This is a genomic window from Legionellales bacterium (genome assembly GCA_026125385.1).
Classification (GTDB): domain Bacteria; phylum Pseudomonadota; class Gammaproteobacteria; order JAHCLG01; family JAHCLG01; genus JAHCLG01.
Genome location: JAHCLG010000021.1, coordinates 1 through 20,086, shown reverse-complemented (window position 1 = coordinate 20,086; position 20,086 = coordinate 1). Strand labels below are relative to the sequence as shown.

Here is a 20,086-nt window from a genome sequence, read left to right as displayed (position 1 = left end):
TTATTCATCTTCTGTAAGAAAAATTTTCCCAATAACCGAATTTCCAGGTTCTAAATAAATTAATTCATCAAAACTTAATTGATTTGCCAATGCAATTCCACGACCATGACTGTGCGCCGCGCGCGAGGTGGTCATGTCTAAATAAGGTTCCCAATCAAACCCCACACCTTGATCAATAATAGTGATAGTAATGACTTTTTCATCGCGTTGAAAAATAACCGTGACCCATTTATCTTGATTTTCGGGCAGTTGAAGTCGATGTTCAATTTCTTGTTGCCAGGTATTGGCTTTTAATAATTTGGTTTTTTCGCGATAGGTAATGCCTAAATTACCATGCTCAATGGCATTTAATAATAAATCCGATAAGCCGATAACAACATCATTAGGATGGGGGCAAGCACTGGATAAACTCACCGCTAACATCCGCGATTCTGCTAAGGTTTTAAAACGATATTGCGCTTTATCGAGTAAAAGCATGCTACCCGCACGATTAGCAATTTCATGATGCAAGCTTTGATAATCTTGCCAATCTTGTTGCGCCGTTTGAATGAGCGTGATGAGCACTTCTGAATTGACGGGTTTGGTTAGGTAGTAATAGGTGCCGGCTTGTAATCCTTCGCGAATGCGTTCCGCTTCCCCCACCGCTGAAATGGTGATAATCGGTAATCCTGCCAGAGTAGGAATTTCGCGCACACGTTTTAATAAGGATAAGCCATCGCCATCCGGTAACATGCGATCGAGTAGAAGGGTGGAAATTTGCTGCGGCTGGTTGAGAATAATTTGCCAACCTTCTTCAATGCAAGCGGCAGTTAATGCCGAGTAGCCGGCATTTTGCAAATAGTCGCAGAGTAACTCACGCATAAGCGCGTCATCATCGACAATTAATATCTTAGAATGCGGATTCATTAAGCAGAAGTAACTTCAGAGTGATCCACGTCCTCAGAAACGGGTTTTGCTTTTAAATTTTTTCCGGCTTTAAATGAAACAATACTCCGTGCTTTCACGATGGTAGTTTCACCCGCGCGCAAATTGCCACCGATACGCGATTTTTTATGACGAACCTCGAAGGTACCAAATCCTGGTAATTTCACGCTATCGCCCTGCTCTAGCACCGATTTGATTTCATCGAGAAAAATCTCAATATATTCTTTTGCTTCAATTTGCGGAATGTTCATTTGCTCTGATAAATATTTAGCAATATCTGCTTTGGTGATTGTCATTTCTCTACCTCAATTAATATTTGTGACACAATGTAAAATAGTCATGAATAAATTTTCTTTAATAATCGGCTTAGCGACGATTTCATTAATTCCGGCCTCCCGATAAAGCTCACGATCATCAGGTAAAATATGTGCCGTGACCGCAATAACTGGTATTTCTCGGTGCGCTACTTGCAAGTTACGGAAGCGTTTGCAGACTTCAAGCCCACTTATTCCCGGTAAATCAATATCGAGTAAAATTAAATCATAAGGATTTTTTAGCATTTCTAAAGCTAATTCTCCTGTGAGCGCAAAATCAATTTTTGCTTGGCAAGGCTTTAGCAAACTCAACATAATTTCCTGGTTTAAGACATCATCCTCAACCAATAAAATTCGTAAATTTAAGGGAATTTTCGCCATTAAATTTTCTGGCTGGCCAAAACGTTGACGAATTGGATTAAGTGCAAATGGTAGGCGTACCGAAAAAGTAGAACCTACGTGTACTTGACTCGTGACGCTAATCGTTCCTTGCATTTTTTCCACTAATTGTTTGGTAATTGCTAATCCTAAACCCGCGCCATTATAGCGTTTTTGCAGTTTTTGATCGAGCTTATGAAACCGCTCAAAAATAGTGTCCTGAGATATTTCAGGAATGCCGATCCCACTGTCTATCACTTCAAACACCACGGTCACGCTGTTTTCATTGCAATTTTCTGCTCGCGCACGAATTTTTACAAAACCTTGCTCAGTAAATTTTAAGGCATTACTGAGAAGGTTAATAATAATTTGGCGGACGCGATTTTCATCTCCATAGACCAATTTTGGCAAGCCTGGATCAAGCTCAGCTGATAATTCAAGATGTTCAGAGGTTTTAGCCTCCTGAAAACTTTCAATTAAATCTTCGATTAATCCCGAGACATCGAACTGCGAATTTTCAAATTGAATTCGTCCGGCTTCGAGGCGTGAAAAATCTAAGACATCGTTAATAAGTGTTAATAAATTTTTACCGGCGCGATAAATATGCTTGGCACGCAATTGTTGTTCTGGGGTAATTTCATCGTTGCTTAATAAATCTGCCATACCTAAAATAATATTTAAAGGTGTGCGAAGTTCATGACTCATGGTCGCTAAAAATTCTGCCTTAGCAATATTGGCAGCCTCGGCTCGCATTCTTGCCTCTTGTAATTCGTGTTCGCGTAATTTTTCTTCAGTGACATCACGACAAATTCCGGCAATTGCCAAGCATTTACCCGCGTCATTTTGAATCGGAAAACTATAATCCCGTAACCAACGAATTTCTCCGTCCTTTAAACAAATGCGATAATCATTGGTAAATCGTTCATTGCGCTGAAAATGTTGAGGAATAAATTTTTCGACCTGCTGATTAAACATTTTTTCAGCATCTTCTGGTAAAATTTTTTCGGCAAGGATGGCTGGATTTTGGTAGAGATCGGCACATTTTTCTTGAAATATTTTTTCAAATGCCGGACTGACATAGATTTGTTGTAATAAATCGGGGGTACGCACCCAAAAAATATCATCACTGCGTTCAACTAATTTGGGAAAAAATTCTAATATGCGTTGCGCGCGAATTTCTGCATCAAGAATGGATTTCCAATCTTGTAATTCTGCTTCGACACTATCGATATTGATGGAGTTTTCTGGCTCATTCACCACGCTATCGCCCTTAACTAGATTATAGAATACATAAAAACGGGATATTAGCAACAAACCGAGCATAAGGCAATTTAACCGCCTGGTAAAGCAAGCGATAACAACTATACTTCATAATAAATATACAAAATTAGGCTGTTATATTGCTATTATCTTAGCAAGGGAGAAGCATCATGGACGATAATCATGCCAAGGTGGCAGGATCAAGCCTTGAATTTTCAAATGCTTATCGCAGCAAACAAGGTATTTGGGAAAAAAATGCCACGGTGCGTAACCGCCCTTATCATGTCCTGCAATTAAATCCCGAAAAACCCTATTTTTTTCCCCTCGAACGCCAGCCACTTTGCATTCATCCTTTAGTGCAACAACGCAAACCTTCTATCATCGAATATATTTTGCAGCAATCGGCGTATAAATTTATGCATGATATTACCCTGATTGAAATGGAATGCGTGAATAAAGTAGCGCATAAAATTGCTTATAATCATTATCACTATTCATTTCCTCAAGCATTGAAAATTGATGCCTTAACCATTGTGCTGGATGAAACTTATCATGCGTATGTGGCTTTAGATTTTATGCTGCAAATGGAAAATCTTACCCATATTCCACCGCTCAATCTCCCTCAACAATTACAATTCGCACAAAGTTTGCAATTAAGCCAAGCGTTGCTAGATCCTAAACTACAAGATGCTTTAGAAATTATGGCGGTCTGTATTGCGGAAAATACTATTACCAAATCATTAGTAGAAATTAAACAAGATCATGAACATGTTAATCCTCATTTTAATACGCTAAATGCCGAACATTTAAGTGACGAAGGTCGGCATGCTAATATTTTTTCCTATATTTTAACGTGGCTGTGGGAGCAATTAACAAGCCAAGATCAATTAAGCGTGGGATCGGTATTACCTCATTTTATTATTCATTATTTGCAGTCCGATATCCAAAAATCATTCGATGAACAAATTTTAAATGCTTGTGATTTTTCCAAAGATGAAATTAAACTGATTATGAATGATATTTATCTCGATGATGATTCGTTACGGATTCGTCATTATCATCCCTTGGTAAAAAATATTATTAGAATTTTAGAAAATTCTAATATATTAAATCATCAAGCTGTTTATAGCCATTTTCACACACAAGGATTAGTGCCATCATGAGAATAACGAAATCTTATTCCAAACTTAAGTTACCCTATTTAACTCGCTTAAGTATCGCTGAAATAACTAGCACCTTTATGGCGCTGTGTTTACGCTGGCATGATCGTATTGATGGCTGCGTATTAATGACGAAAGAGGATTTATCGACAGCACTTGAAGTGGATGTCCGTCATAATACGCACTATAACGATTACAAAAAAAACCTTGAACATCAAGTTAATATTTTTATCGCAGAAAATAAAACTAATTCCCCCCCCCTAGCTCACTCCTCGTATTTAGCAAGAATAAGCCTGATTAGTGACATGGATAATGTGCCCGACTATGAGGGCTTACAATTAGTGATTACCAGCGAGAATGCAATCATCAAAAAAATTCATCTCTATTATCCGCATCAAGTATATCCTGTTAAAATTATTCAACAGTTTATTTCAAGTTTTTATACTTTATATCGGGAAATTCAACATCATACGCCGCAGCCGTTTTTCAATTTACCACTTATCTCGCCGAAAAATAGGCAGAGATTGTTAGCTTTAGGCACAAATATTCCAGCGAAAAAATCACCTGCTCATACTGTTTTAGATTTATTCCAGAAAAATGTGAAAAATTTCCCCCATCAGCTTGCCGTAAGCGATGAAGAAACCTCGTTAACTTATGCCGAATTAAATGATTATGCCCTACAATTAGCCAAAATTATTCAAGCTAAAGTGCCTGATACCACCTGTTTTATTCCATTTTATAGCGATAAAAATGTTGAAGCGATAATCATGATATTAGCCATTTTAAAAGCTGGCTTTGCTTATGTTCCAATTGCCCTGAATTCGCCACCACAGCGTATTCAACACTATTTAAATTTTCTTGAAGCCCCCCTATTATTAACTCAACCCGCATTTGCTGATGACTTAAAAAAACTTGGCTGTGAATTATTGGTGACCGATGATAATTGCTTAGATGGAACGGATAAGCTGTTATTACAACCCAAAAAACAAAGTTTATGCTACGCCATTTTTACTTCCGGTACTACAGGAGAACCTAAGCTTATTCCGGTTTCGCACGCCGCACTGGCGGATTTAATCTTACCGAATCAACCTTTTAATATTTCTTCTCATGATACCGTCGGACAAGCTTTAAATTTGGCATTTGACGGTGCAGTGATAGAGTTGTGGTCGGCCTTAGCACATGGCGCGCAGGTTTTTTTACTCAACTCCGAAAGCTTGTTAAACCCCTATCAATTCGCCAGCACGCTGCAATCACAACACATTAATAAATTAATTTTAACACCAGCGTTATTTGCAAAAATTATCGCGGAATTACCAACGGCTTTTGCATCGTTAGATCACTTAGCCTTAGGCGGTGATACGGTTCCCCTTCATTTAGTCAACACATTATTTCAACATACGTCCAATCATTTTCAATTCACTAATTTTTATGGTCCTGCCGAAGCGATTGTTGCAACTACTGCCTGCACTCTACGAAAAAACGAGGCATTGCCAAGCATTATCCCAATAGGCAAACCCATCACTCATCGCCAATGTTTAGTACTCGATAGCCATCAACAGTTATTACCACCAGGAGCAATCGGTGAATTGTATATTGGCGCCCCTCATCTTGCTGAAGGTTATTTAGGTAATCCCGATTTAACGGCTGAAAAATTTATTACATTACCTCAATTTTCTACACTGCATTATTTTAAAAGCGGTGATTTAGTTCGCTGGAATGCGCACCAACAATTAGAATTTGTGGGAAGAAATGATCGCCAAATTAAATTTCATGGTTTTCGAATTGAATTAAAAGAAATTGAGCACTGTCTATTAAACTATCCACGTCTTAAACAATGCCATGTGGTGCTACAGCAAACACATGCCGAACCCTTAATTATTGCTTATTGTGTAGGGGATACCACTGAGCTATCGCTGTCTGCTATTGTTGAATTTTTACAACAACGTTTAGCAGGCTATATGCTCCCACAGCAAATTATCTTCGTCGATGAATTACCGTTAACGGTTAATGGAAAAATTGACACATCTCGTCTAGCGCTTCCAACACAACACATTAATTTCACTCGCAATACCAGTTCTCATACCCTTGAAGATAAAATCGGTGCCATCTGGCAAGAGATTTTAAATAGACCCACCATTACAGCTAACGATAATTTTTTTAATTTAGGGGGGCATTCACTGCGAGCTGTTCAAATCGTGACAAGACTACAGCGCGATCTTAAACTTCACTGCCCTATCCGCGCAGTTTTTGAATATCCGATTTTTCAAGATTTTTGTGAATTTATTCACAACAACTCTGCGCGATCGATTAAACCTTAGTGGAGTGCAGAAGCCTTTTCAACGAGTTGATCGAGTTTTTCCAGCAGATGCTGAGCAGAATGAGCTTTTAAAATGGGATTCATGAGAGCGCTTCCCATGCCTAAATCGATTAAATCTCTGGCATCATGGTTAGGATTTTCGCTAGGGATTTTGCTAAATAAAGTTTTATAGGCTTGATGTAATTCTTGAAAATAGGCTTGCACTAATTCTTTTAATTCCCCATCGAGATTGGTGTATTCGATCGCTAATTTAAATACAACACCATTTTGCGTTTGATTAAATAAAATATTTTGTAGATGTTGTGTGAGATTTTTTAATGCCGAATAAGGAGATTCCATTTGCATGGCCGTTTGAATTAACAATTTGAGCGCCTGCGTTTCAATAGTTACCGTCGTTTTTGCTAATTCCACTTTACTGGAAAAATAATGATAGACACTGGATTTACGAATGCCACAAAATCCAGCAATATCGGCAATTGAAGTATTTTGATAGCCACGCACAGAAAATAATTCGGCAGCTTTCGTGGTTAATTCTTCTTGACTCGTGCGTTTTTTTGCCATTTTGTCACCTTATCTGTGGAACCTATCTGCTGAATATTTTATACCTAAATCCTGCAACATTGCGAGCGCATATTGAAGTTATTTTAATTGAATTACACCTTTCTCGGGATCCAGAGAAAATTATATTTATAAGTATTTACAATATTATTTAGTTATATTTTCTATTTTTTTATCTTTGTTCACTTTGATTATAATCAAGATCCTAAATTTTTTATCTAGCCATTTTTTAGCCCAGCAAATTCATCTGCCTGTGATGGTAATTTATGTCAATTAGACTAAACTTATACTATCTACAAAATTATTTATTTGTACGTTGATTTTATTTAATTCGGATCTGAGTCAGGGATTTCTCGGAGTTCATTATGTTAAAAAAACACCAACGCACTCTCGAATGTCAGCCCAGCGTGCGCCATCCAGCCAATGCCATAGAATTTAAATTGTGGAAAATATTCAGTCAGCAATTACAGCGTACTCAACTTTCAGTCGATGAACTGATTAGCCTCAATTCCAAAACGCTACCGTTAATCATTATGCGCTTGCGCGACGAGTGGCCTAATCAAAATCTCGCGGCATGGCTTGCCATGCCCTTCACCTTGACCAAACTTGCACAACAGTTAAACGCCACGCATTATGCAAGCAGCAGTATTCAACAACGTTTGTGGCTGTGTGAACAAGAGGATGTGCAACGTTGTTTATATCAAGTGGCCATTCAAATAGAATTATGTGGTGCACTCGACGAAAAAAAATTTAATCGCGCATTTACAGCGCTGATTCAGCGTCATGATAGTTTACATGCGCATTTTGAAGTATCTAATCAAGAGCCAACGCGCAGAGATATTAATTCACCCTTTTCTCAACAGACTATGAACATGGTGATCATTCCTGAATATTTTTCTTATACCTTAATTGATTTAAGCAATACAGAAAATCCGCAGCACTGTGCTGAAAATTTCATTAAAAAAATGCGCCGAAAAAAATTTCAATATCAGGATTTTCCTTTATGGCGTGGAGCATTACTGAAACTAGCTGCGCAACGCCATTGGTTAGTCGTGGTATTTCATCACAGTATTTTTGATGGATGGTCTATTCAGCTATTTTTACGCGAATTAAGTTTACTCTATGATGATCGGGCGGAACTGACTCCGGCCATTCAATATGCTGAATTTATTCAATACCAACAGCAATATTTTAGCACAGCAACCTATCAACACGATTTACAGTTTTGGAAACATTATTTAGCCGATTTTGAGCCATTATCTTGGCCTTTAGCAAAAACCTTACCTAATCAGCGCGGAGAATCTTATGTTACGACGATACATCGTCTCCCTTATTTACTCACCACGTGTCAACGCTATCGCCTAAGTTTATATATGCTGTTACATGCCGCATTAATTCTGACACTTCACCAGTATTGCGAACAACAAGATATTATAATTGGCACGGCGTGCTCCACTCGGCATCGGCCTGAATTTGAATCCATGATCGGCTGTTTAATTGAAACTCTACCCATTCGGGTCGCTTGGCAAAAAACTCCCACTATTGAAGAATTTTTAGAACTAGTCAAACGCAATTGTTTGCAGGCATTCGATCATTGCCAAGTACCCTTCACGAAAATTATCGAATTATTTCCAGCCCAAGCTTCTAAACTTATTACTATGTTGTTAGTTCTGCAACCATCGACGGCAGCGATTGAATTTAAAGACTTAACCATCCACGAGCTGACGATTCCTGAAGAAAATGCAAAATTTGATTTAGCCATTAATATTATACAAAAACCTGAAGAGTTGACCTGTCAGCTTGAATATAATCCAGATTTATTCAATCAAGCAGCAATCCAACGTTTTGCTCAGCATTTTTCACTGGCATTGGATAATTTATGCAAGCTCGATAAATTAGCCTCTATTCATGATATTAACTTCATCACCAAAGATGAAAAACGCTTATTCGCTCAAATTAACGATACCTATTTACCTTACAAAAATTCACTCAATACTTCACAATTTATAGAACGTACAACTCGACAATATCCAGATAACATTGCATTAGTATTTCAACAAACCCAGCTGACTTATCAAGAATTAAATACCATATCCAATCAATGGGCGCATTTATTGTTAGACTATAGTTTGCCAAAATCCAGCATTATTGGTATTTGCTTGCCACGATCAGCCGAATTAATTATTAGTATAATCGCCAGCTTAAAAGCAGGCTTGGCCTTTGTGCCATTAGATATTACGCCAGAAGATCAGCAACAATGCTGTCGTAAAATAGATATGGCACGCTGCGCTATTATTTTAGTTAATCATGAAACCCAAGCATTAATTCCCAATAAATACTCTCTCGTGATTAATATTGATAGCCCTGATTTTATTCAGCGCATAGCCCAATGCCGTAAAACTAATCCGAACCTCCCGCTCGTTGCCAACGATTTAGCCATGATCCCTTTTACTTCTGGAACTACTGGCCAGCCTAAAGGAGTATTAATTGAACATCAAGGATTATGTCATTGGATTTTTTTACAAACGCATACTTTAAATCCTACTCCAGATGAAAAAATATTTTTAGTAGCCCCGTTTACCTTTGATGCTTTTCTCTGGGATATGTTAATGGCATTAGCCCATGGTGGGACTTTGTATCTGAATGACGAATCACAGCGAATTAATCCGGTTAATTTAAAAACATTATTTCAACAACATCACATCACTACTATAACGCTGACGCCTTCGTTATTAGCGACATTAAATCCAGTTGATTTTAAAAGTTTGAAAAAAATTATTTTAACCGGTGAAAGTTGTCAGTTTGATAAAGCTTGGCTAGCGCAGGCGCAATTATATAATGCCTATGGTGCCACCGAAACCACGATTGGTTCAATTGCCAAAATTAATCCCGAACAGACTCAATGCACGGCGGGTTTTCCAGGTCCGAATACTCATTTTTATATTTTAAATTCAATGAAACACTTGACGCCACTGGGTGGAATTGGGGAAATTTATATTGGTGGTCCCATTGCGCGCGGTTATCTCCATGATAATCATCAGCGATTTACCACCATTGAGATTAATGGTTTTCATGAAAAAGTCTATCGTACGGGTGATAAGGGTTGTTTCTTGGCAACAGGTGAATTACTGGTATTAGGTAGAATTGATCAGCAAATAAAATTACATGGCGTAAAACTTGATTTAAAACAAATTGAAGAAACCTTGCAACAGTACCCCAAAGCGCAGCAAGTTTTCGTCACGGCTTTTGGTGAGGGAAAAAATCAAGCAATTTTTGCTTACATGACAGGGAAATCGCCTGAAAAAATTAATATGTTAGAGATAAAAAAATTTCTTAAGCAATCCGGCATGCCGCGACAATGGATCCCCAGCCATATTATTCAAGTTGATAAATTTCCCATCACTAAAAATGGTAAAATTAACACTCATGAATTAGCCCGCTATCCCACGCCAGAATACCAAGAAAATCCAGCATTGAACATGAATTCTCTTGAGAAAAAAATTCATGCTATTTGGGAAGTAATTTTACATCATGGTAATTTTTCAAAAAATGATGATTTTTTTGATGTAGGTGGGCGTTCTTTGCAGGCGGTGCAATTACTGAATAAAATTAATCAACAATTTCATCTGTCGATGAATTTGCAAGAAATCAAACACCATGCCACGATTAGCGATTTAGCAGGGGTCATTCATCAGCAACAAGATAAATTATATCACTCTAGTGAACATGCCATAAACCAGCACAATAAATTTTATAAAAAAAAGTCAGATGCAGGATTAAAAAACTCTCAAGCGATGCCCATTTGTTTAATTAGTGCTAGCCAGCAAACTCATTATTATCAGGCACTGTTGGATGAACTCATCTTACATTATCCCTGTTCGACTTATGCCGTTGAGGAGTGTTCACTTATCACAAGAAAAAATACGGATTTTTCTCTCACCCTTGAGACTATCGTCAACAACATTGTGCAAGCAATGACTCGCGATTATTCACCGCAACGTCTGTGTGTGATAGGCTGGTCGCTGGCAGGAAGTCTAGCGCTAAAAGTAGCTGAGAAATTAACGCGCTTAGGAGTAGAAACGTATCTCGTTTTAATCGACGCACTCAATCCAAATTTACTCCTCCACTATTCTCCGACGCCACGAATTAATAAACTTTACCAAGTATTAAGCACATTAACGGAAATCACTTTACCACCCGATGAAAATTTTGTTGAAACTCTCTTAACACAACCCATTTTTCAACAAGTCGAACGTTTACGTGATCATTTTTTACCGTTCTGTTCCACGGTGGAAATTAAAAAAAGATTACAATCATTTACCACGTCATTATTGGCACTGCTTGCATCACCTTTGCAAAAGACTACTTTTTCTCACGGATTATTATTATTAACTCAATCGACTTTGCAAGACTACCAAACCCTCACCACTAACACAGATTTAAGCTTAGGTTGGGAAAATAAAATTAATCCTCTGGATACCTGTTTGATTGAGGGTGATCACTTCTCCATTTTAACAAAACCCGATGTAGAAATATTAGCGCACGAGATCAAACAATGGTTAACCAAGCGCTATCACACTAAAAATTTAGGAGCATGCTAATGATGAAATTCTTAGCATTAGGCGATTCTTATACTTGTGGTGAAGGAGTTGCGGTAAATGAAGCTTGGCCTTGGCAATTAGCGCGTTTACTTAAACAGAGTCAGCCAGTAAAAATAGTTGCCAAAACAGGATGGACCACATTTGATTTATTAAGCAATATAACCGACCTTATTTATCTTCACGATTACGATCTAATCAGTTTACAAGTTGGCGTTAACGATCATTTTCAAGGTATTAAGCTTGAGTTATTTTTTCAAAATCTAGAAAAAATACTCGATCATTTGGTGAATAGTATTAAGCAAAATTCAACGCTCTTGGTATTAACGATACCCGATTGGACACTCACTTCGGCAGCCCGTCAATCTCCGTTAATTCAAGATCGACAACAACATTATCCTTGGCTTAAAGATAACACCTTGCAACAAGCACAAGCCACACTCGCCCGTTACAATACGGTTATTCAAGAACTGTGCTTATTAAATCCACGAATTACTTTCATTGATTTACAAAGTTACTCCTCGCTCTACGCTCATGAGGTAATAACCCGTGATTATCTCCATCCCAATGCCAAACTTTATCATATTTGGGCAAGACATATTCAAGCTCACCTCTTGAAGGATCAAGAGAGCTGCAATAAGGAAGATCAGTATGGAACAAAAAATTAGAAATTATCATGATTATCTAAATTTAGATAATATTCTCAATTCGCAAACACTAGCGAGCAGCACAATGGGCGCTAACATCCACGATGAGATGCTGTTTATGATTACCCATCAAACCTATGAATTATGGTTTAAACAAATTTTGCATGAACTTAATTATTTATTAACTCATTTTTTTCAAGCCATCGATCAGCAGGATCTTTTAAGTATCCATCAACGTTTACAACGAATTATGATTATCCAAAAACTGTTGTTACAACAGTTTTCTGTCATTAATACCATGGATGTGATTGACTTTATCGATTTTCGTCAGTTATTAACACCCGCCTCGGGAATGCAAAGCGTGCAGTTTAAATTACTCGAAATTAGTTTAGGCCGTAAAAATATCACCATTAATCCGCAAAATTTTACAGCACAACAACTGGCACAATTAAATCAGGCTAAATGCTCTTTGAGTTTATATGAGGGTATTGAACAATGGCTGAATGATTTTTCGTTGCAACATTTTTCCCAAGACGAATTTTTAAATAATTATGCCAAAGTCATCGATACCGTAATTACTTCATCTCACTCGCGCGCAGCGAATATTCCCTGGCAATTATTATTTGATAAAACTTGTTATGAACAAGCACACAAACAATTATCCTGGGATGCCTTTGTCAGTGGAATTTATATTACCAGTCATCAACATCAACCGACATGTCATCTACCCTACTTAATTCTGCAAGATTGCTTGGAAGTGGATGCGCTTTTTCAAGCGTGGCGTTGCGAACATCTTAAATTAGTTCTGCGGATGATGGGTCAACAACACGGCACTGGCGGTACCACAGGCGCAGAATATCTTGCTAAGCAGTTGGAAAATAGTCCTATCTTTGCTGAGTTTTATGCTTTTGTGCAATTTATTGTGCCCACCGTTTACCACCAAAAAATTTTTACAAACCAAGCTTAATTCGTTATATTACACCGACAATATTAGTGGCCTGTAGAGAGTGTGGATAGCTATGAATAAGCGAGAATTAGTTCAAGTCATCAGTCAACGTTGCCCAGAATTATCAGAACAGAAAAGTGATCAGTTAATTAACAGTATCTTAGAAAAAATTATCAGCTCCTTGAACGATAAACAACGAGTGGAAATTCGCGGTTTTGGGATATTTTCCTTGCGGCAATGGGGACCTCGTCATGCCCGCAATCCAGTGACTGGCGAATCCTGGCGCACACCTTCGGTATACGCTGTTCATTTCAAACCAGGAAAAGAACTCAAAGAGCGTGTCAATCATTTGCAACGTAGCGATGCGTAAATTGTAAAAACTGACCTTTTTCGTCAACTGCTAACCATTTTACGTCACTTTTTGCACTTACCACAGTTTATGGTGTCTTTTAGTGCATATAAAATACACCCGCTATTGCTTTTTTAAACAAATAGTTAGCAAAAAATCATTATAACCATTTATGCTTCTATCAATATTGGCATGTATCCTGCAACATTAACTTCGTCAGACGAGGTAACCCAATAGGAGACATTGACTATGACGAAGCAATCTGGTTTTACACTGATCGAACTCATGATTACCGTGGCCATCGTGGGCATTCTCGCCGCTATCGCCATTCCTGCTTATCAAAACTACATGATCCGCGCCCGTTTTTCGGAAATTACGCTCTCAATGGCTCCGTATAAAGTCGCCGTTGCCGAATGCGTGCAAGATCTTGGCACCTTAACCGGTTGCAGCGGTGGTACCAATGGTATTCCTGCTAATATTACCGCAGCTGAAGGTGGAATCACTTCATTAACCGTTGCGGATGGGGTGATAACCGTAGTACCTGTTGCGCAAAATGGCATATTAGCCACTGATACCTTAGTTGCCACTCCCGTTGTAACTGCCGGTAACCGCGTCAACTGGGGATTAACGGGTGGATCAGTCACTAATGGTTATGTTAAACAATAAGGTTTAACATTGATGTTCTAATGTGCAAGCTCCTCCACTTACCGGAGGAGCTTGAAGCCGCAAACAGAAGTGGATTCTATAGAATGGCGCAGTAAGCAGCACAGATTAACCGGAGCCACCGCCATGATTCATCAACAATTTTCTCTCGGATTCACTTTAATCGAACTCATGATTACCGTAGCCATTGTTGGTATTCTCGCTGCGATTGCGATTCCGGCTTATCAAAATTATTTGATGCGGGCGAGACTTTCAGAAATTATTCTGGCTTCAGCACCCTGGAAAGCCAGTGTTGCCGAATGTTTGCATGATCGGGCGACACTCACCGGTTGCACCGGAGGCAGTAATGGCATGCCCAACAATATTACTGTGCCTGAAGGCGGCATAAGCAGTCTCACCGTGACTGATGGCGTGATTACAGTAACCCCAGTTGCTCAAAATGGTCTACTGGCGACCGATACTTTAATTCTTACCCCGACTGTCGTTTCTAACAATCGCATTCGTTGGGATGCCACGGGCGGTGCAGTAACCCGCGGCTTAATTAAACAATAACGGATAACATTGCACTCTCTAGGCAAAAATCACCTCTCGGAATACGCTTAATACTCTGAAAAATCCAGCAAACCACGAATTGCTAACGCTCGCGAATTGTCTATAGTTATAGTTGAGGAAAACTTTTTTTCAGCGGCGTAGTGGAATTTTAATAAGCGAGAAGGATAGATGTCGACACCATCCAAAGTTTCTTATAGCGGACTCGCACGCAGGCTCGTGCTGGATGGTCTGTTAGATGAAAATCAAGCCAAAGAAGCCGCCAAAGATGCCAGCCAAGCGCACGTCCCTTTTGTCACCTATCTAGTCAGTAAAAAAATTCTCGCCGCCACTCAAATTGCTCACGCCGCCGCGACGGATTTTGGCGTGCCATTAATTGATATAGAACATTTTGATCACGAGGCAATTCCAAAAACCTTAGTCGAAGAAAAACTCATTCGCAAGCATCATGCTCTACCGCTTTTTCAGCGCGGCAATCGTTTATACGTCGCTTTATCCGATCCCACTAATTTAAATGCTTTAGATGAAATTAAATTTCATACTGGAATTAATACTTATAGTGTTTTAGTTGAAGAAGATAAATTAACCAAATTAATTGAAGAAATTTTAACTCAACAAGAAGATACTTCATTTTCAGGATTCGACGATGAGTCGCTCGACGATTTAAATATTGAAGAAGAGAATGAAAGCGAACAAGAAGTTAATGCTACCGATGCCAATGACGCGCCCATTGTACGTTTTGTCAATAAAGTATTACTCGATGCCATTAATAAAGGCGCATCCGACATTCATTTTGAACCTTATGAAAAAAATTATCGCGTTAGATTTCGCATTGATGGTATTTTATATGAAATTGCCAATCCTCCGATTAATTTAGCATCTCGCATTACCGCTCGCTTAAAAGTGATGGCAAAACTCGATATTTCTGAACGCAGAATTCCCCAAGATGGTCACATCAAAATGAAATTATCACGGCGACGTTCCGTGGATTTTCGGGTGAATACCACCCCGGTTACGTATGGTGAGAAAGTGGTATTGCGGATTTTAGATGCTTCACAATCACAAGTCGGCATTGATAAGTTAGGCTATGAAGATTTTCAACGCGAACTGTTCATGAATGCCATCCATCGCCCACAAGGATTAGTGTTAGTGACTGGCCCCACAGGAAGTGGTAAAACCGTGTCGCTCTATACGGCGTTAAATATTTTAAATACCACGGAGCGTAATATTTCCACGGCAGAAGATCCCGTTGAATTACCGCTGGAAGGAATTAACCAAGTGCAAGTCAATCCCAAAACCGGATTTACTTTTGCACTCGCACTTCGCGCCTTTTTACGCCAAGATCCCGATGTCATCATGGTGGGGGAAACCCGTGATTTAGAAACCGCAGAAATTTGTATTAAAGCCTCGCAAACCGGACATTTAGTGTTATCCACTTTACACACCAATAGCGCACCTGAAACACTCACCCGTTTAGCGAATATGGGAATACCAGGTTACAACATTGCCACCTCAGTTTCTTTAATTATTGCCCAACGATTAGCACGCCGATTATGCGAGCATTGCAAACAACCCATGGAATTACCCCCACCAGAAATTTTACTGCGCGAAGATTTTTTACCCGAAGAAGCCAATGATCCTAATTTATTATTATATAAGCCCGTGGGCTGCGATCGCTGCACCAATGGTTACTCAGGGCGATTAGGAATTTATGAGGTGATGTTAATCACCGAGGGTGTCAGCAGAATTATTATGGATGGCGGAAACTCCATTCAAATTCGTGATAAAGCGGTTGAAGAAGGCCTGCAAACCTTACGTCGTTCGGCATTAATTAAAACGATGCAAGGTATTACTTCTTTAGCAGAAGCCAACCGAGTAACGAAGGATTAATGTATGAATGCGAAAAAACCAGCTGTAAAAATAGTAGAATTCGTTTGGGAAGGCACCAATAAAAATGGCGCGAAAGTCAAAGGCGAAATTAATGGCACCAGTATTGCGTTAATTAAAGCAGAATTACGCAAACAAGGTATCCTGGCGAGTAAAGTAAAAAAGAAACCTACCGGCTTATTTGCACCCGCTGAAAAAAAAATTACGAGTCGAGATTTAACGGTATTTACCCGTCAATTAGCCACCATGATTGGCGCAGGTATTCCGCTCACTCAATCGTTTGAAATCGTGGGACGTGGGCATGAAAATCCCAGCATGCAAAAATTAGTCATTGGCATTAAAAATGATATTGAGGCAGGATGTTCGCTTGCAGAAGCCTTTCAAAAACATCCTGATCATTTTAATAATTTATTTTGTAGCTTAGTTTATGCGGGTGAACAATCTGGCGCGCTGGAAAGCATGTTAAATCGACTCGCCCTTTATAAAGAAAAAACGGAAAGCTTAAAAAAGAAAATCAAAAAAGCGTTAATGTATCCGATCATTGTTTTAGTTATTTCGTTATTAGTCAGTGCAGGGTTATTAATTTTTGTGGTGCCACAATTTAAAGAAGTGTTTGCGGGATTTGGTGCCGAATTACCGGCGTTAACGCAATACGTCGTGGTATTATCCGAATGGATGCAAGAGTATTGGTATATCTTTTTTGGTGGCGTGGGCGCTGCTGTTTATGCGTTTATGACGGCCATGAAACGTTCGGAAAAATTTGCTTACGCTATCGATAAATATATGCTCCGCGCTCCTATTTTTGGTGATTTATTTAATAAAGCAATTATTGCACGCTATGCGCGCACTCTTTCCACTACGTTTGCAGCCGGCATGCCATTAGTCGATGCCTTAGAAGCCGTAGCAGGTGCTGCCGGAAATCGAATTTTTCGCGATGCTATTATTCAAATTCGTGATAAAGTCACCTCGGGTACGCAATTGCAACAAGCCATGCGAGATTCACAACTATTTCCCAATATGGTGATTCAAATGGTCGCCATTGGTGAGGAATCGGGTGCTTTAGAAACCATGTTAACCAAAGTTGCCGAATATTATGAAGAATTGGTGGATGTGGCCGTGGATAATTTAAGCACCTTGATTGAACCGTTAGTTATGGTTATTTTAGCAGTCATCATTGGCGGCATGGTCGTTGCCATGTATTTGCCTATTTTCCAATTAGGCAGCGTGGTTTAATTGCTTCAGAAAGGATTACAAACATGGGATTAGAGTTCATTGAAATTTTACAAAGCCATCCCTTCATTTTCTTGCTAACGGTGGGAATATTCAGTCTTCTTGTCGGCAGTTTTTTAAATGTAGTCATTCATCGATTACCGCTTATGTTAAAACGCGATTGGTTAAAACAATGTGAAGAATTTCTCGACGAATTAAATCAACAGCCGCGCACTGAACCACTCAATGATACTCTTCAACCGTATAATTTAATTGTACCTGCGTCGCATTGTCCCCATTGCCACAAAGCTATTCGATTAATTGATAATATTCCTATTGTGAGTTTTTTATTTTTAAGAGGAAAATCGGCGTGTTGTAAACAGCCTATTGCCTTGCGCTATCCTCTGGTTGAGTTATTAACTGTGATTATTTCTTTAATTGTTGCTTGGCAATTCGGCGCTACGCTGGCCTGTATTTTTGCTATTTTTTTTACGTGGACGTTAATTTGTTTAGTCTTTATTGATGCAGAACATCAATTATTGCCCGATAATATTACCTTAGTCATGTTGTGGTTGGGATTATTATTAAATATTTATGGGATTTTTACCGATATCACCAGCGCCGTATTAGGTGCAATCTTAGGCTATGTTTCGTTATGGTTGGTCACTTGGCTATTTAAATTAATCACCGGAAAAATTGGCATGGGTCATGGCGATTTTAAATTACTGGCGATGTTAGGTGCATGGCTCGGCTGGCAATTACTCCCCTTTATTATTTTATGCTCAGCATTCCTTGGCGCAGTAATTGGTCTTAGTTTAATTGCATTACGAATTAATAAAGCTCACCAACCGATTCCTTTTGGTCCCTATCTTGCGCTAGCGGGTTGGGTTGCATTATTATGGGGACCAGCGATCACACAATTTTATTTACAACTGTATCAATTCTAATGACATATTTAGTGGGCTTAAGTGGCGGTATTGGCAGTGGCAAATCCACTGTCGCCGGTTTATTTGCAGAACGTGGCATTGAGGTAATCGACACCGATCATATCGCCCGTGAAGTGGTCGCCCCCAATAGTCCCGCCTTAAAAAAAATTACCGATTATTTTGGACCTGAGATTATTCAACCCAATCAACATCTTAATCGTAGCAAATTACGCGATATTATTTTTAATGATGATGAAAAACGCGTGTGGCTAGAAAATTTATTACATCCCTTAATTGGAGAAACCACCTTATTAAAAACCACTAGCGTGAAAAGTCCTTATTGTTTGATTTTAATTCCCTTATTAACAAATTCACCATTACGCCGTGCCTTAAATTATTTAATCACTGTTGAAAGCGACGAAACCTTACAAATAAAACGCGCCAGCCTCCGCGATCAATGCACTCCTGAGCACATCCAAAAAATTATCCAAAGCCAACCTGCAAAAATTTATCGTTTACAAGAAGCCGATAGTATTATTGATAACAACCAAGATATACATCATTTAATTCAACAAGTCGAAAAGCTGCATCAACAATTATTAATCTTAAGCCGATAGATTCAGAGCAATCGCAGCTAAATTAATCTTGCGGGAGTTTCGCACAAGTGCGAAACTCCTGTCTTGAAAGGTATCATGCGAAGGTATCTCTTTGTTTAAGTATGAAAAATTGCTCCAAGTACTTTCGGTGTGATTTTCCAAAACGTTCTATGGCTACCCAATCTTTAGCAATTTTAGGCTTTGTTAACGAGCTGAAACTGTGGAGGTATGTGTTTCAACATACACTCCTTGGCATCTTTATTGTCGAAAACGTTTCATACTTTTACGATTATTATTCGAGCTTTGAGAACTAGAATCTGTTGGTCGATTACCTGTATTATTTGAGTTTGTATCATTATTCTGGCCTTGAGAGCTAGAACCTGCTGATGAATTACCTCCACGTTGATTATGATAAAATGAATTTCGATTAGATCCCATTAAAACTGGTTGTGAGGTAGAAAAATTGACAGGATTAACACCAGCTGCTGTTTTATTTCTTTTTCGAGGAGGCGGATTTGAAACAGAGGAATCCTCGTCGATATCTAAGTCAGAATTATCGTCAATATCTAGATCAGAATTATCTGCTCCAAAAACCGATCCAATAAGACTAGCCATTGCTTGATTTCTGCCGAGTGTAGTTACTGCACCCCCACATAATTTTTCAACATATTCTCTCGCCGCAGATGTTTTATTTTGCATAAATATATCTACAATATTGTTTGGAGACAAATTTAAAGTTAAGAGGTTATTTTTATTAGCTACGATATGTAATATATTTTTCGAGCCACCTCCATGTGAAACCATC

The 20,086-nt window shown here is 38.8% G+C and carries 16 protein-coding genes and 1 pseudogene; 12 read left to right on the top strand and 5 right to left on the bottom strand.

Translation table 11 applies throughout. The features are described 5' to 3' along the window. Genes KIT27_08640 through KIT27_08630 form a run of 3 tightly spaced genes read right to left on the bottom strand, consistent with a single transcriptional unit; the run spans position 1 to position 2,876 of the window. On the bottom strand, positions 1-906 hold the full coding sequence (locus tag KIT27_08640; GenBank protein MCW5589712.1) for a response regulator: 906 nt from the start codon (positions 904-906) through the stop codon (positions 1-3). Next, positions 906-1,220: an integration host factor subunit alpha gene (locus tag KIT27_08635; protein ID MCW5589711.1), complete on the bottom strand. Its 315-nt coding sequence runs from the start codon at positions 1,218-1,220 to the stop codon at positions 906-908. The genes KIT27_08640 and KIT27_08635 overlap by 1 nt, the downstream gene beginning before the upstream one ends. A 9-nt stretch (positions 1,221-1,229) precedes the next feature. After that, the gene (locus KIT27_08630; protein ID MCW5589710.1) at positions 1,230-2,876 is read right to left on the bottom strand and encodes a response regulator; all 1,647 of its coding nucleotides are present in this window, start codon (positions 2,874-2,876) and stop codon (positions 1,230-1,232) included. Positions 2,877-3,046: 170 nt separating this feature from the next. On the opposite strand from KIT27_08630, the gene KIT27_08625 reads away from it, so the two are divergent. Both KIT27_08625 and KIT27_08620 read left to right on the top strand, forming a co-directional pair. Further along, positions 3,047-4,039, top strand: coding sequence for a diiron oxygenase (locus KIT27_08625; protein ID MCW5589709.1), 993 nt, complete (start codon positions 3,047-3,049; stop codon positions 4,037-4,039). Further along, entirely contained in the window at positions 4,036-6,354 is a 2,319-nt protein-coding gene (locus KIT27_08620) for a non-ribosomal peptide synthetase (protein ID MCW5589708.1), read from the top strand. The genes KIT27_08625 and KIT27_08620 overlap by 4 nt, the downstream gene beginning before the upstream one ends. Here KIT27_08620 and KIT27_08615 read toward each other — a convergent pair. After that, the gene (locus KIT27_08615) at positions 6,351-6,914 is read right to left on the bottom strand and encodes a TetR/AcrR family transcriptional regulator (GenBank protein MCW5589707.1); all 564 of its coding nucleotides are present in this window, start codon (positions 6,912-6,914) and stop codon (positions 6,351-6,353) included. The genes KIT27_08620 and KIT27_08615 overlap by 4 nt on opposite strands. Positions 6,915-7,276: 362 nt before the next feature. Here KIT27_08615 and KIT27_08610 point away from each other — a divergent pair, with 362 nt between their 5' ends. The 10 genes and pseudogenes from KIT27_08610 (at position 7,277) to coaE (ending at position 19,302) form a co-directional block, all read left to right on the top strand. After that, positions 7,277-11,512, top strand: coding sequence for an AMP-binding protein (locus KIT27_08610; protein MCW5589706.1), 4,236 nt, complete (start codon positions 7,277-7,279; stop codon positions 11,510-11,512). Further along, positions 11,512-12,177 carry a hypothetical protein gene (locus KIT27_08605; protein MCW5589705.1) on the top strand — a complete coding sequence of 222 codons (666 nt, stop codon included), beginning with the start codon at positions 11,512-11,514 and terminating at the stop codon, positions 12,175-12,177. The genes KIT27_08610 and KIT27_08605 overlap by 1 nt, the downstream gene beginning before the upstream one ends. Next, positions 12,161-13,123: a hypothetical protein gene (locus KIT27_08600; protein ID MCW5589704.1), complete on the top strand. Its 963-nt coding sequence runs from the start codon at positions 12,161-12,163 to the stop codon at positions 13,121-13,123. Before KIT27_08605 ends, KIT27_08600 begins: the two co-directional genes overlap by 17 nt. Before the next feature lie 52 nt (positions 13,124-13,175). After that, entirely contained in the window at positions 13,176-13,472 is a 297-nt protein-coding gene (locus KIT27_08595; GenBank protein ID MCW5589703.1) for an integration host factor subunit beta, read from the top strand. A gap of 228 nt (positions 13,473-13,700) precedes the next feature. Beyond that, positions 13,701-14,117, top strand: coding sequence for a prepilin-type N-terminal cleavage/methylation domain-containing protein (locus KIT27_08590; GenBank protein ID MCW5589702.1), 417 nt, complete (start codon positions 13,701-13,703; stop codon positions 14,115-14,117). A 123-nt stretch (positions 14,118-14,240) separates the two neighbouring features. After that, positions 14,241-14,360 (top strand): annotated as a pseudogene (locus KIT27_08585) (prepilin-type N-terminal cleavage/methylation domain-containing protein). A gap of 474 nt (positions 14,361-14,834) precedes the next feature. Further along, on the top strand, positions 14,835-16,553 hold the full coding sequence (gene pilB / locus KIT27_08580; protein MCW5589701.1) for a type IV-A pilus assembly ATPase PilB: 1,719 nt from the start codon (positions 14,835-14,837) through the stop codon (positions 16,551-16,553). A 3-nt stretch (positions 16,554-16,556) separates the two neighbouring features. Beyond that, positions 16,557-17,783 carry a type II secretion system F family protein gene (locus tag KIT27_08575; GenBank protein ID MCW5589700.1) on the top strand — a complete coding sequence of 409 codons (1,227 nt, stop codon included), beginning with the start codon at positions 16,557-16,559 and terminating at the stop codon, positions 17,781-17,783. Positions 17,784-17,806: 23 nt separating this feature from the next. Next, positions 17,807-18,706, top strand: coding sequence for a prepilin peptidase (locus tag KIT27_08570; GenBank protein MCW5589699.1), 900 nt, complete (start codon positions 17,807-17,809; stop codon positions 18,704-18,706). Next, positions 18,706-19,302: a dephospho-CoA kinase gene (gene coaE / locus KIT27_08565; protein MCW5589698.1), complete on the top strand. Its 597-nt coding sequence runs from the start codon at positions 18,706-18,708 to the stop codon at positions 19,300-19,302. Before KIT27_08570 ends, coaE begins: the two co-directional genes overlap by 1 nt. 237 nt (positions 19,303-19,539) lie before the next feature. Here the strand turns inward: coaE and KIT27_08560 are convergent. After that, positions 19,540-20,086 (bottom strand): hypothetical protein (locus KIT27_08560; protein MCW5589697.1); only part of this gene is annotated, 547 nt, incomplete at its 5' end.